The sequence below is a fragment of the Collinsella ihumii genome (assembly GCF_900046475.1).
GTDB classification, from domain to species: Bacteria; Actinomycetota; Coriobacteriia; order Coriobacteriales; family Coriobacteriaceae; genus Collinsella; species Collinsella ihumii.
In genome coordinates, this window is record NZ_FCOU01000003.1 from 40253 (window position 1) to 54288 (window position 14036).

Genomic DNA, 14036 nt, shown 5'->3' on the forward strand with positions numbered 1-14036 from the left:
TTTTCACGTGAAACCACATGGATGGAGCAGCATCGCGCCGCGTCGTCATTCGGACGCCGGGCCGTCGTGCCCGCCCATGAGACCGACAAAGAACGCCTCGCGGTCGCCCTCGGAGCGCCGCAGCTCGCGGATCGCGACGCCCTCCTCCGCAAGCGCGCGACCGACCTCCTCCGCATCGATGTCCCCGTCGATGCGGAGCTCATCGTCCGGCAACGCGACCAGATGGGCCCGGGGGAAGCGCTCGGTGAGCGCCGCCAGGGCGCGAGGGGCCTCGCCCGTGCGCACGATCAGGCAGCGTGTGCACGCCTGATCGACCTCGTCCGCCGTCAATTCGGCCGCAAGGCCGCCGTCACGCAGCACGCCGTAGACCGTGCAGATCCGCTCGAGCTGATCGAGCGCGTGCGAGCTGATGAACACCGTGACGCCGCGCTCGCGGTTCATGCGGACGATGAGGTTGCGGATGTCGCGTGCGATCTCGGGATCGAGGCCGTTGAGTGGCTCGTCGAGCAGCAGCACGTCGGGACCTCCCAGCAAGGCGAGCGCGATGCCCAGGCGCTGCCTCATGCCGAGCGAAAACCGCTTGGTCTTCTCGTTGCCCGCATCGGCAAGCCCCACGACCTCGAGAAGCTCCTCGCATGTGCGGCGCGCGTCGACCAGGCCGAGCACGAGCGCCTTGGCCATAAGGTTGTCGAGCGCCGAAAGGTTGGCGTACATGCCGGGCTGCTCGATGAGCGCGCCGACGCGGGGATGGGGCTCGCAGGGGACAAGCAGGTCTCCCAGCACGCGGATCTCGCCGGCATCTGCCGGCATGAGCCCGGCGATCAGCTTCATGGTCGTCGACTTGCCCGTGCCGTTTTTGCCGATGAACCCGTAGATCTCCCCTTGGCCCACGTGCACGTTGAGGCCGTCGAGCACCCGCTTGTGCCGAAAGCTCATACCAAGGCCGGCTGTCTCGATGGCAAACATGGCGCTCCCTTCATCGTGCTCCCATCTTGACATACACGATACGTAGCAGCCTCCAAGATTCCCCCGGGCAAGCGACAAGAAAGTTGCAAGGTTTTCCACCCTGCCGCCGGGGCGCGCCGCTGGAGAAAAAGACCCGCCCGCGCGTTTGCGCAGGCGGGTCCTCAGTCGACTAGACACACCGGTCGCCCCTCGCAGGCGACACGGAATGCATCAATCGGTGTTTCCCTAGCAGATCTCCACGACCCAGCCCTCGGGGCCCTCGATTTCGCCGTCCTGAATGCTGGTCAGCGTCTCGCGCAGCTTCTTCATCACGGGACCGACCTCCTCCATGCCGCTCGCGAACACGATCTCCTCGTCACCGTTGACGACCTTGCCCACCGGGCTGATGACGGCCGCGGTGCCGCACATGCCGCACTCGACAAACGCGCCGGCCTGGACCTCGGCGAACTCGACCGGACGCTCGACGACCTTCATGCCCAGCATGTTCTCGGCCACGTAGACCAGCGAGCGGCGGGTGATCGACGGCAGGATGGAGTTCGTCGCGGACTGGGGCACCACCAGCGTGCCGTCCTTGTCCACGAACAGGAAGTTGGCGCCACCGGACTCCTCGACGTAGGTGTGGGTCTGAGGATCGAGGAACATGTTGTCGGCGAATCCCTCGGCGTGCGCCTCGACGCTCGGGTACAGGGACATGGCGTAGTTCAGGCCCGCCTTGATGGCACCGGTGCCGTGCGGTGCGGCGCGATCGTACTCGGGGACCTTGACCGCCACGGGCTTCACGCCGCCCGAATAGTACGGGCCGACCGGGGTCACGAGGATGCGGAACTGGTACTCGTCGGCCGGCTTCACGCCGATGACCTCGCCGGTCGCCACCATGAACGGACGGATGTAGAGGGTCGCGCCCGAGCCGAACGGCGGCACCCAGGCCTCGTTGGCCTTGACGACCATCTTGACGGCCTCGAGGAACTTGTCCTCGGGGAACGGCGGCATCACGATGCGGCGCGCGGAGTCCGCCATGCGCGAGGCGTTGAGGTCGGGACGGAAGCAGACGATCTTCCCGTCCTTGGTGGTGTAGGCCTTCAGGCCCTCAAAGACCTCCTGGCAGTAATGGAAAATGCCCGCGCACTCGGAGAGCGTCAGGCTGTGGTCGGTCGTGAGACCGCCCTCCTCCCAGGCGCCGTCCTTGTAGTTGCAGACATAGCTGTAATCCGTGGGACGATAGGCGAAACCGAGGTTGCCCCAATCGATATCCTTCTTCTCCACTGCCATGGCGGTCTCCTTTACTGGTTTTCTATTTGCACGCAGCGCGCGAAATGTATTTGCACGATTCTACTCCCCTGCGGTGGAGTGTGGCGTAAAGTTTCCAAGCTGTAAACGTCGCCGCCGAAGATTCGCGCGCAAAGCGGCCTTTGGCAGGCTCAGGCTGCGGAAAACCGCATGTGCGCGGGTGTTATGCCGGAAATCTCGGCATTATAGGCCGTATTTTATACGGTTTTAGTATTACTATATTTTTTATATGTTTCAAAAACCAAAAAAGGGACTTTTGGGTACATGAAACCCGACTGTCCAAGTAGCCTCGCAGAAATACATTACTTTAGTTGTAATTCTATATCTTTTATTTTGCTATCTAGAGGCTCTACTCAACGACCCGGGACTTTTGTACCCAAAGGTCCCTTTTCCGTTTTGACGGCCGCGCCCAAACGCCGATTCCGCGACAGCTCGCGGCCCGCGCGCCATGAAATCCGTTCAGTTTGGCAGTTTATTCCTAGCGATTCGCTATACTTAACCCATTCGCCAACAGAGGGGAGCCGACGTGGGCTTCATCACGACCATCAAAGAGGATATCGCGAGCGTCAAGAACAACGATCCCGCCGCGCAAAACGGGCTGGTCATCTTCCTGTCATATCCCGGCCTGCACGCCAAGTGGATGCACACGCCTGAGCACTGGCTGTGGACCCACGGCCTGCGCAGCATCGCGCGCATCCTGTCGCAGATCACGCGCTTCTTCACGGGCGTGGAGATTCATCCCGCAGCGCAGCTGGGACGGCGCCTGTTCATCGACCACGCCATGGGCGTCGTGATCGGCGAGACGACCATCGTGGGCGATGACTGCACGCTCTACCAGGGGGTCACGCTCGGCGGCACCGGCAACGAGAACGGCAAGCGCCATCCCACCCTCGGCAACAACGTCACCGTGGGCAGTGGCGCGAAGGTGCTCGGCAACATCACCATCGGAGACAACGTGCGCATCGGGGGAAACTCCGTCGTCGTCAAGGACGTACCCCCCGACTCGACGGTGGTCGGCGTGCCCGGCCGCGTGGTGCGGCGCAACGGCTGCCGCGTCATGGCGGAGAACTTCGATGCCAAGAAGCATCGCGAAAGCCTGCCCGACCCGGTTCAGGAGGCGTCGATCATGAACCGCGAGGGCATCGCGGAAAACGCGCGCCGCATCTGCGAGCTCGAGCAGCAGGTAGCCGAACTCACCGATCTGGTCCGCAAGCTCACCGCCTAGGAAAGCACCGATCAACCCGTCTGCCCGGAGAGAGGGGCGCGGTTCAAAGGGGTCCCCACCCCGCTCATTCATGAAAAAGTAGGGACGTCAAACAGCGAATCCTGGGCAAATGCTGAAAAGACCCCCGCTCATTCATGAATAAGCGGGGGTCAAAGGGACGCCGAGCGCACGAAGCGGAGCATCCGCCCTACTGGTTCTTGTTCTCGCGCAGGTTCGGAATGACGCGCTTGACGATCCAGAACGCCACCACGACAACGATGATGACGATCAACACGACCTTGACGATGTCGGAGAAGCCCTCGACCTGGGCGGTCACGGTCTCCCATGCGCCACCGGCAGCGTAGCCCAAGCTGCACAGAACGGTGTTCCACACGGCGGAGCCCAGCAGCGTGTACAGCGAGAAGCGCACCATGTTCATCTTGGCGGTGCCCGCCGGAATCGAGATCAGGCTGCGCACCACGGGGATGCAGCGGCACAGCAACACCGTGATCTGCCCGCGCCGGTCGAACCAGCCGATCGCCTTGGACACGTCATCGGACTTGAAGCCGAGCAGGCGCATGAGCCGGGTGTCGAAGAACGATTCGAGGCGGTCCTGGGACAGCAGCCGTCCGATTCCATAGAGCACGAACGCGCCCGTCACCGAACCGACCGTCGCGGCGACGATCACCAGCGGAAGCTCCATGCTCGTCTGGATGACCAGAAAGCCCGACAGGGGCAAGATGAGCTCGCTCGGAATGGGAGGAAAGATGTTCTCCAGGAAGATGAGCCCGAACACCGCGAGGTATCCGAAGCTGCTGATAAAGGAAAAAAACGCCTCTTGCATAGGGGCCTCTTTCGTCATGCTGCGCCGTGGAAACCCGGGCGAGCCGGATTCGGCTGGAAATACATAGAACCCGGCTGATGGTACTCAAAGCGCCGTCCGCGCGCAGGTCCATCCACCGAAAAGCGAATACCGCCGACAGAAACTACAGGAAACCACGACGTTGCCGCGGCGCGGATACGTGACGCTGCAAGCCGGCGGGAAAACCGCAGGCGCATGGCAAGGCCCCCTGCCGGAGCCGAGCCGCTTGGGCACGCAAGCGACTCGACCCCGGCAGGGGGCCTCGAGCAAAGCCTTTGGACGGCGTCCGCCGCGAGCGCGCAGCATGCCCGCGGCGGCAGCGCCCTACTGCCAGTCGGCAGGGAAGACGGTGTACACGTACTTGGCGTGATCGGGCGTCTGGAAGTGGATGTGGCTGCCCTTGGGGATGTAGATGATCTCGCCGGGGGCGGCGGACACGATGCGGCCGTCGATCTCGATCTCCAGCGTGCCCTCGAGCACGATGTCGTACTCATCGTAGGTGAGCGTCCACTCGAACGAGGCGCCGTCCTTGAGCTCCATGATGCCGCAGCCCATACGGGGCGCCTCTTCCAGCGTGGTCACGTCGGCGAGCAGCACGTCGGAGCGGCCCTCGAACGGCTCGAGAGCGACCTGCGAGGTCTTGATGCCGATGATGCCGCTCGGATCGACGCGCTTGTAGCCCGTATTCGATGCGCACGCCTCGAGCGTCGCGCGGACGACGTTCTCGACGAGCGACTGCAAAACGTCCTGGCTCATGTCCATGGAAATCACCTTTCTATCCTGTTGGCCCGCGCCGCCGCGGGGACTTCGCGCCATGCTGGCGGCATCCGCGAGCCGGCTGATCTAAGGGAGGCCGATCGAGCGCCTTCGCGCCGAATAACGCCGCATCTGCTGTGGGGAACGGGTGCGTTTGGCATGCCAAAGCACGTCGCACAGAGACACCTCATACCGGTGGCACGCCAAGCGTACCCGTCTCCCACAGCAGATGCGGCGCCCGACCGCGACGGGCTAGCAGATGGAGCGGTACAGCTCCGCGATCTGCTCGGGGGTGGCCGTCACCGGGTTGGTGGGCATGCAGCGGTCCTTCTGCGCGTTGGCGACCATGACGTCGATCTTCTCGCGAGCGAGCGCGCGGCGCTCCTCGTCCTCGATGACCGGCGCGACATGCACGGCGCGCATGAGCTGCTCGATCTTGCGAACGAGCCCCTCGACCGCCACGACGTCGGTATGGCAGCAGCATCCCACGCGCGCGGCGATGCGGGCATAGCGGGCGCACACCGCGGGATCCTTCGCGTTGAAGCGGATGATATGCGGCAGCAGCAGCGCGTTGCAGCGGCCGTGCGGCAGGTGGACCTGGGCGCCCAGCGCGTGCGCCATGGCATGGCACAGGCCGAGGCCGGCGTTGTTGAAGGCCACGCCCGCCATGCACGAGGCGTTGTGCATGCGCTCGCGCGCCACGATATCGCCCCCGTGCTCCACGACGTGCTCCAGGCACTCGAACACCACCGCGGCGGCCTTCTCGGCGAGCGCGTCGGACATATCGGTCGCGTCGGTCGCGACGTAGGCCTCGAGCGCATGGGTCAGCACGTCAAGTCCGGTATCCGCCGTCACCACGGGCGGCACGGTGCGCGTGAGCTCGGGATCCAGGATCGCATGATCGGGAAGCAGCTCGTCGGAGACGATCGGGTACTTGACGCCCGCCTCGGGATCGGAGATGACCGAGAAGCTCGTTACCTCGGAGCCGGTGCCGCTGGTGGTGGGCACGGCCACGAACAGCGGGCGGTCGACCTTCGCCGTGCGCGTGTAGATGTAGCTCGCCGCCTTGGCGGTATCGATGGCCGAACCGCCGCCGAGCGCGACTACGCAGGTGGGGCGCACCTCCATGAACAGCGACACGCAGGCGCTCACCACGTCGACCGTGGGATCGGGCACCACGCGGTCGAACAGCTCCCAGGCACAACCGATCTTATCCAGGCGGTCGGTCACCTGATGCGATGCGCCGGACTTGGCCATGAACGGGTCGCACACGACCGCTGCGCGGTCGCACGACAGCTCGAGCAGCTTGTCCAGCGCGCCCGCACCGCTTGCGATCTGCGCCCCCAAAACGAACGTGTCCATCGTCTACTCCTCCGAAAGACCGATATACGCCTTGACGTCGTCGACGCCGCGGCGATCTTTGTTGCTGATATAGAAGATCCGGTCGCATCCGGCCAGCTCGAGCTTCTCGCGCGCCTGCTCGATGGCCTCGTCGCTCTCCGCGATATCGACCTTGCTCACCAGGCCCACGGTCGGCTTGCCGAACATCGTGGCGAAGCCCGGGGCGAACATGCACGTGTCGTCCGTGCAGTCCTGCACGAGCACGATGACCTCGGCGTCGGCGCCGCTCGTGATGAGGGCGCGGTACAAGGCGCGGTTCTCGACGAACTCGCCCGGCGTGTCGATCGCGTTGTTGACGATGTTCACGGCCTGAGTCTTTTTGTAAACGAGGTCCTCGCCCTGCATCGCCTGGGTGAAACTCGTCTTGCCTGCGCCGGTCTTGCCGACGAGCATGATGGTCTTCACGATCGACCCTCCCTATCTTTACGAACGCGTGATCGGAGCCGAAGAGAACCGCAGCGTGTCGCACAGCATGTGGATGACGGCCTCGAGCGCCGCCTGTACGCTCTCGACGTCGCCGGTGATGACGACCGAGCCGCTGAAGCGGTCCACGAAGGCAAGCTCGACGCCGGACGCCTTGCTGGCGACGTCGCCGGCGATGATGGCGGCCTCGGACGGGGTGATGGTCAGAATGCCGATGGCGCCCTGGATGCCTCCGACGATGCCGAGCTTCTTGGCGAGGTCGGCCACGGGGTTGGCGATCACGTGCGCAAGCGTGACCTGCTTGCCCGGGACGAACTCTTGAATGATGCGCTGCTTGTCTTCCATGTGCATATCCGATCTATCCTGCTCGCGGGCGCGCCCGCGCATCTTGGTTACAAGCTTTGGAACAGCGCCTCGTCGGGCCGCGGGATCACCACGGCGTCGATAAGGCGCGAGGCGTCTGCGGCGACGGCCGACGCCGCCTCGACGGAGGCGGACACCGCCGCCACGTCGCCGGTGAGCACGAGGTAGCCCTTGCCGCCGATGCCGCCGCCCAGACGCAGGCGAACGAGCTCGACGTCGGCGGCCTTGACCGCCGTGTCCGCAGCGTGCACGCACGTCTCGACGGCGCTGCACTCGACGATGCCCGCCGCGTTGACCTCGGTCGTAAAGCGCGTGCCGCGAATGGCGCGCGCGACGCGCTCGTCAAGGCGCGCGAGCACGCAGGTGCCCGCGCACGCCGTCGGAGTCGGTCTCGGCCGCCAAGCCGGCCAGTACGTCGCCTGTCTCTTATACACATCTAGATGGGTATAAGAGACAGGGTGCATGGCGAGCGCCGAGGTGTCGGTCGCGCGCACGAGCACGTGGTCGAACGTCAGCGGGCGCTCGGTGTCCATGCGGACCGAGACGACCTCGCCGTCGTGGACGCCCAGGCGCTGCGCGTCAGCGGGCGTCATGTGGATGTGATTCTGGGCGACCATCACCGACTCGTCGGCGCGCACCATGGCGTCGCCGGCCTGGATGAACACGCCCGGACAGCCCGCCAGGTCGCCCGACAGGCGCAGGGGCGCCTTGACGCCGAGCGTGCGGGCGTCGGTCGCGGAGAGCTCAACCTGGGTGCGGGAACGCACCGGGCCCAGCACGGCCACGTTCTTGAACGTGCCCTTGGGGCCGATGACGGTCACGCGCTCTTCGCAGAGGAACTGCCCCGGCTGCGACAGGTCGCGCTTGGGCGTCAGCGTGTAGCCCGGGCCGAACAGGGCCTCGACGTGCTCCTGCGACAGGTGCACGTGCTTGGCCGAGATCTCGACCGGGATGCGGTCGCCGGCCGCGGCCGCAGGCGTGGGCGAGGCGGCAAGCATGCCGTTCACCACGCCGGCGACGATGCGGTAGAGTTCTTGCTCGTTCATGACTCAGCTTTCCTTCGCGGTCCGCTCGGCGATGACGCCGAGCATCATGATGTAGAACGTGCTGCTCAGACGGTTGAGGGCGCGCACGAGGTCCGTGCGCTCCGAAGAACCGTCGGGTCGCTCGAACGCGGCCACGCACGCGAGCTCGACCTCGCGCGTCTCGGTGCGCAGCTTGTTGAGGCCCAGGGCGAGAGCCCCCATGTGCACGTCGGGCATGAGGTGACCGACACCCAAGTACTTCTTGGGGTTGTGCGACACGCGCCGCTGCGCGGCCTCGTCCATGCCCAGAAGCTCCGTGTCCTCGAGCGGCTTTTCGGCCACCTCGGCACCGAGGATCTTCCGGGCGAAGTCCAAGGTCTGCTGCAGGGCGTCCACGAGCTTCCCGTTGCCCTCCTCCAGCGCGTGCAGCTGCAGGTTCAGGATGTCGGCCTCAAGGTCGTCCAACCTGCCGCGAAGCGCGATGCGGGGGTGGGTCTTGGGCACGAGCACGTTGGCGTGAAGATGCGTCATGTGCTCGGGCTTCTCGGAAAGCCTGCGGCCGTCCAGGGTCACGAAGCGACCCTGGGCCATCTCCTTGGCAGGACGGATGGCGTCGTTTTCCGGCAGCGCGCCGCCGACCGGACGGGTGGTGCCCGTCGATGCCGGCGGAACTCCGTCGACGATGAGGCGGATGCCGTTCTCGCGGATGTAGCTGCGCGCCTGATCGGTCACGTATGCGTCACGGGAGACGTGAATCTCGGTTTCGCCGCGCCTGAGGAACAGTTGGCGCACCGTATCCTCCTGTATGACTTCCCTGACCATTTCCCGCCTCGCTTACCTGATAGCGACCGCTCGCCTAGCCGACGTGCGGAAGGATGCCCTCGACCTCGGTGTGGGGGCGCGGGATGACGTGCACGGAGACGAGCTCGCCGACCTTGGTGGCGGCAGCGGCGCCCGCGTCGGTGGCGGCCTTGACGGCCCCCACGTCGCCGCGGACCATGACGGTCACCAGACCGCCGCCCACGTGCTCCTTGCCGACCAGCGTGACGTTGGCCGCCTTGACCATCGCGTCCGCGGCCTCGATGGAGCCCACGAGGCCCTTCGTCTCGACCATGCCCAGTGCCTGCATGTTAGCCATTGTTCTACCTCCTGTTTCTAACCCGTCGGCCTACCCGGCGGGATGAGAACCGAATGTGCGTGCGCCCCGGTTTCGGGCGCTTGCCCGGGCGCCCGTCAGGCGCCCGGATGCGCGATGCGCTAGTTGGCCTTCAGAACGGCGGCCAGAACCTCGCGGGTGATCCGCTCGACGTCCGCGGTGGACACCGTGGAGCAGGTGGCTGCGCAGGAGGCGCCGGCCGCGGGAGCGCAGGGCTGCCCGACCTCGGCGCGCAGCTGCTCGAGCTCCTTCAAGCCCCAGGCCACGCGGCGGATGTTGTAGAGATTCCTCGGCGAGATGTTGTCGGAGGTGGCGGAGCCGCCCACCGCGCCGCAGCCGAGGGTGAGGGCCGGAGCCAGGCCGGTGCTCGCGCCGACGCCGCCCAGCGAACCGGGGGTGTTGACGAGCAGGCGGCTGACCGGCTTCTTGAGCGCGAACTCGCGGATGACGTCCTCGTTCTGGGAGTGGATCGTCATGGTGTGGCCGGCGCCCTCGTTCTGGAGGATCTCGATGCTCTTCTTGCACGCGCCCTCCCAGTCCTTCTCGACGAAGAACGCGAGGATCGGGCAGAGCTTCTCGCGGGAGTACGGATGGGTCTTGCCCACCTCGGTCTGCTCGGAGACGAGCACGCGGGTGCCCTCGGGGATGGTGATGCCCGCCATGCGCGCGATGACCTGGGCGCTCTTGCCCACGATCGCCGGGTTCATGGTGTTGTTGGCGCGCATGATGAACTTCTCGACGCGCTTGGACTGCTCCTCGTCCATGAAGTAACCGCCCTGGCGCTTCACCTCGGCGCGGACCTTGTCGGCGATGCACTCCTCGGTCACGATGGACTGCTCGGACGCGCAGATCGTGCCGTTATCGAAGGTCTTGGAGTCCATGATGCGCTTGACGGCCAGCGGGATGTCGGCGGAGCGCTCGATGAACGAGGGACCGTTGCCCGGGCCCACGCCCAGCGCGGGGTTGCCCGAGCTGTACGCGGCGTGCACCATGGCCGAGCCGCCGGTGGCCAGGATGATGCCCGTGTCCTTGTTGGACATGAGCTCGTTGGTGGCCTGCATGGTCGTGGTCTCGATGACCCCGATGAGGCCTGCGGGCGCGCCGGCCTTCGCGGCGGCCTCCTGCACGATGCGCACCGCGGCGGTCGTGCACTTCTTGGCGCCCGGATGGGGGCTCACGATGATGGCGTTGCCCGCCTTGAGCGAGATGAGCGACTTGTACATCACCGTGGAGGTGGGGTTCGTCGACGGGATGATCGCGGCGACGATGCCCATGGGAACGGCGATCTCGAGGATCTTGTTCTCGCGGTCCTCGTTGATGACGCCGATCGTCTTCATGTCCTTGATGTACTCGTAGGTGATCTTGGAACCGAGGAGGTTCTTGACCACCTTGTCCTGCCAGATGCCGAAGCCGGTCTCCTCGACGGCCATCTTGGCCAGAGGCTCGGCCGCGTCGACACAGGCGTCGCAGATGACCTTCAGCAGCGCGTCAACACGCTCCTGGCTCCAGGTAGCGAACTCCTCCTGCGCCTTCTTCGCGGCGCGGATCAGGTCGCGGACCTCCTGGATGGACTGCAGATCGCGATCGAGTGCCATGTCGTGTGTCAGCTCCTTTCAACAAATGGGTGGGTGCCCGTGCGCGGTGCTCTTACGCCTCGCGCGGGTTGTCGGCGATACGGCAGACCGCATCGGCGAAGGCGTCGCAGGCGGCCTTGCATGCCGCCTGGTCGCCCGCGAGCAGGCCGCCGGCGAAATTGGTCTCGGTCGGGGGCCCGTAGAAGCTCTTGAGGGTCACGTCGGCGGCCTTGAGCGCGTCGTCGAGGGCGCGCACGCCCTCGCACGGCGGGGCGATCAGGTAGGCCAGCGCCGTGCCCTGGTCGACAGTCGCCTGCTTGGCCAGGTAGCTGCCCACAGACGAGATGGTCTGGGCGAAGTAGACGATGGAGTCGTCGTCGTTGGCGCTGTTGAACGCCACGCCGTCCTCGATGTAGGCGATGGCCGCCTCCATGCCCGAACGGACCTCCTCGGGGTTGACGCCCGCCAGGATGCCGATGAACTCGCCCGCCAGCTTGGTGGACGCGTTGCCGGCGCCGGCGTACATGCTGCGGGCGTACGCCACGCGCACGTCGGCCTTCTTGGTGGCCTCGTCAAGCGCGCAGTAGGACACGTCGTCGCAGTCGGTCGTGATGATGCCCAGACTCGAGTAGGCGCGGGCGACGCGCAGCTTCTTGAGCAGGGCCGGGTCGGCGTTGGGGATGTACTGAACGCTCAGGATGGAAACGGGAATCTTGTCTCCGCGCATGATGCCTCCCCTACCGCTGCAGATCGACGCCGCTCGTGCGGGCCTCGAGAATGGTCTTGATGAGCTGGGCCACGTGGGCGCCGGCCTCGGGAGCCGGGACGCCGCCGGAGTGGATGTTGGACACCACGGTGCGACGGCCCTCGGGCATGCCCACCTTGGCGCGGTAGGCGATGTAGGCGCTCATGGAGTTGGCCGTGACCAGGCCGGGACGCTCGCCCACGAGCACCATGGTGACCTCGGCGTCGAGCGTCTCGGACACCACGTCCATAGCCGGCACGCGACCGTAGCGCATGAAGAACGGGGTTCCGGTCTGGATGCCCAGATCCTGCAGGCCGTCCATGAGGGCGGGCAGAAAGTCCTCGATGTTGGCGTCGATGGCCTGGCTGGACAGGCCGTCGGCCACGTACACCTGGACCTGCGGGGACATCTGGCACTTGGAGCGCAGCTCGCGCTTGGTCTCCTCGGACAGCTGACGGCCCAGGTCGGGACGGGTCAGGTGTTCGTTGCGGTCGGAGCACAGCGTCTGGACCGTGAACAGGCCCATGCGGGCGAGCAGGTCCTCGTCGACGTCACGGAAGACCGCGTCACGGGCGCCGGCATGATCGGCGCGCAGCGTGAGGTAGGTGCGGGTGCGCAGGCGCGGGCCGGCGCTGCCCACGCCGATGCGGGCGGGCGTCGTCTTGCGCATCTGCTCGACCATGTCCATGTTCTGGGCGCGCTCGAGCGTGATGGCGGTCTTGTTCTCCTGCGTGCGCAGGTCGATGAGCTCGCCGTTCTGCACGAGCGAGCCGGCGTCGCCGCGGTGAGCGACCGGGGCGCAGCAGGCGCCCGTGACGCCGGCGGAGCCGATCTGCTCCAGGACGGCGCGCGTAATCGAGGCGACCAGCTTCTCGTCCACCATTACAGACCACTCCTCTCCGTGAAGATCGACGGGTCGCCGGCGCGGTCGGTCAGGCGGCCGTTCTCCATGATCCCGACCCGCTCGCACCAGCGCTCGAACTCGGCGATGGGATGCAGGCCGAGCACCTCGCGGACCGCGGCGGCGTCGTGGTAGGCGTTGGACTGGTAGTTGAGCATGACGTCGTCGCTCGCCGGAACGCCGATGACGTAGTTGCAGCCGGCGGCGGCCAGCGACAGGGTCAGCGTCTCGAGGTCGTTCTGGTCGGCCATCATGTGGTTGGTGTAGCAGCAGTCGCAGCCCATGGGGATGCCGGACAGCTTGGCCATGAAGTGGTCCTCCAGGCCCGCGCGCATGACCTGCTTGGAGTCGTAGAGGTACTCCGGTCCGATAAAGCCGACGACGGTGTTGACCATGAACGGCTGGAACTGCTTGGCGTAGGCGTAGCAGCGGGCCTCCATGGTCACCTGGTCGGCGCCAAAGTGGGAGTCCGACGAGAGCTCGGAGCCCTGGCCGGTCTCGAAGTACATCACGTTCGGGCCCTTGGCCGTGCCCTTCTCGCGCAGCAGCGCCTGGGCCTCGCGGATGGTCTCGGTGGTGAAGCCGAAGGACTCGTTGCCCTTCTGGGAGCCGGCGATGGACTGGAAGATGAGGTCGGTCGGCGCACCCTGGCGCACGGCCTCCATCTGGGTGGTGATGTGGGCGAGCACGCAGATCTGCGTCGGGATCTGCCAGCGGCGCTTGACGTCATCGAAGCGCTCGAGGATCGCCTTGCAGGAGGCGGAGGTGTCGTTGACCGGGTTCAGGCCGATCAGCATGTCGCCGCAGCCGTAGGACAGGCCCTCGTACAGCGAGGCCGTGATGCCCTCCACGTCGTCGGTGGGGTGGTTGGGCTGCAGACGGGTCGAGAACGTGCCGCGACGGCCGGCGACCGTGTTGCACTCGCTCTCGACGTGGATCTTGTGGGCGGCGTACACCAGATCGAGGTTGCTCATGATCTTGGCGACGCCGGCCACCATCTCGGCGGTCATGCCACGCGTGGCGCCCTTGATGTCCGCCTCGGTGGTGTCGTAGCTGAGCAGCCACTCGCGGAACTCGCCCACCGTCATGTTCTTGATGCGATTGTACTGGGCGGTGTCCACACCGTCCTGATCCATGCGCGTCACGTCGTCGATGTCGTAGTCGACGGCGGGGTGCTCGCGCAGATCGCTCATGAGCATGTTGGCGAGCACTTCTTTGGCCGCGATGCGCTCGGAGTCGGTCTCGGCCGCCAAGCCGGCAAGCACGTCGCCGCTCTTCTGCTCGTTTGCCTTGGCCATGACGTCCTTCACGTCCTTGAACGCGTAGGTGCGCCCCGCCAGGGTAGTCTTGAGGATCACTGACTTTCTCCTTCC

General features: G+C 65.8%; 15 protein-coding genes. 1 reads left to right on the top strand and 14 read right to left on the bottom strand.

The genetic code is table 11. From position 1 onward, the window contains the following. Nucleotides 1–45: 45 nt before the first annotated feature. Nucleotides 46–966, bottom strand: a complete 921-nt coding sequence (locus BN3789_RS01465; RefSeq protein WP_066829043.1) for an ATP-binding cassette domain-containing protein — start codon at nt 964–966, stop codon at nt 46–48. Nucleotides 967–1191: 225 nt separating this feature from the next. Further along, the gene (locus BN3789_RS01470; protein WP_079989009.1) at nt 1192–2235 is read right to left on the bottom strand and encodes a branched-chain amino acid aminotransferase; all 1044 of its coding nucleotides are present in this window, start codon (nt 2233–2235) and stop codon (nt 1192–1194) included. 544 nt (nt 2236–2779) lie between these two features. On the opposite strand from BN3789_RS01470, the gene cysE reads away from it, so the two are divergent. Continuing rightward, nucleotides 2780–3478, top strand: coding sequence for a serine O-acetyltransferase (cysE, locus tag BN3789_RS01475; RefSeq protein ID WP_066829045.1), 699 nt, complete (start codon nt 2780–2782; stop codon nt 3476–3478). A 187-nt stretch (nt 3479–3665) separates the two neighbouring features. On the opposite strand, the gene BN3789_RS01480 is transcribed toward cysE, so the two are convergent. From BN3789_RS01480 to BN3789_RS01535, 12 genes are all read right to left on the bottom strand, one after another. Then, a complete protein-coding gene (locus BN3789_RS01480; protein ID WP_066829046.1) occupies nt 3666–4301 on the bottom strand; it encodes a DedA family protein in 636 nt (211 codons plus the stop codon). Nucleotides 4302–4643: 342 nt separating this feature from the next. Beyond that, on the bottom strand, nt 4644–5081 hold the full coding sequence (locus BN3789_RS01485) for a cupin domain-containing protein (RefSeq protein ID WP_066829047.1): 438 nt from the start codon (nt 5079–5081) through the stop codon (nt 4644–4646). A 246-nt stretch (nt 5082–5327) separates the two neighbouring features. Beyond that, nucleotides 5328–6437 (bottom strand): 1-propanol dehydrogenase PduQ, encoded by a 1110-nt coding sequence (locus BN3789_RS01490; protein WP_066829052.1) that lies wholly within the window; start codon nt 6435–6437, stop codon nt 5328–5330. Nucleotides 6438–6440: 3 nt separating this feature from the next. Further along, nucleotides 6441–6881, bottom strand: coding sequence for a EutP/PduV family microcompartment system protein (locus BN3789_RS01495; protein ID WP_066829054.1), 441 nt, complete (start codon nt 6879–6881; stop codon nt 6441–6443). An 18-nt stretch (nt 6882–6899) separates the two neighbouring features. Then, nucleotides 6900–7244, bottom strand: coding sequence for a BMC domain-containing protein (locus BN3789_RS01500; protein WP_147569489.1), 345 nt, complete (start codon nt 7242–7244; stop codon nt 6900–6902). A 47-nt stretch (nt 7245–7291) separates the two neighbouring features. After that, nucleotides 7292–8308 (bottom strand): phosphate propanoyltransferase, encoded by a 1017-nt coding sequence (gene pduL, locus BN3789_RS01505; protein ID WP_066829058.1) that lies wholly within the window; start codon nt 8306–8308, stop codon nt 7292–7294. A gap of 3 nt (nt 8309–8311) precedes the next feature. Further along, entirely contained in the window at nt 8312–9079 is a 768-nt protein-coding gene (locus BN3789_RS01510; RefSeq protein ID WP_066829060.1) for a hypothetical protein, read from the bottom strand. Between the two features lie 64 nt (nt 9080–9143). Continuing rightward, nucleotides 9144–9425, bottom strand: a complete 282-nt coding sequence (locus BN3789_RS01515; protein WP_066829061.1) for a BMC domain-containing protein — start codon at nt 9423–9425, stop codon at nt 9144–9146. A gap of 119 nt (nt 9426–9544) precedes the next feature. Next, nucleotides 9545–11038 (bottom strand): acetaldehyde dehydrogenase (acetylating), encoded by a 1494-nt coding sequence (locus BN3789_RS01520; protein ID WP_066829062.1) that lies wholly within the window; start codon nt 11036–11038, stop codon nt 9545–9547. Nucleotides 11039–11090: 52 nt separating this feature from the next. After that, a complete protein-coding gene (gene eutL, locus BN3789_RS01525) occupies nt 11091–11744 on the bottom strand; it encodes an ethanolamine utilization microcompartment protein EutL (protein WP_066829064.1) in 654 nt (217 codons plus the stop codon). A gap of 10 nt (nt 11745–11754) precedes the next feature. Then, complete coding sequence (gene eutC, locus BN3789_RS01530; protein ID WP_066829066.1) at nt 11755–12645, bottom strand: ethanolamine ammonia-lyase subunit EutC; 891 nt, start codon at nt 12643–12645, stop codon at nt 11755–11757. Then, complete coding sequence (locus BN3789_RS01535; protein ID WP_066829068.1) at nt 12645–14021, bottom strand: ethanolamine ammonia-lyase subunit EutB; 1377 nt, start codon at nt 14019–14021, stop codon at nt 12645–12647. Before BN3789_RS01535 ends, eutC begins: the two co-directional genes overlap by 1 nt. Between the last annotated feature and the right edge of the window lie 15 nt (nt 14022–14036).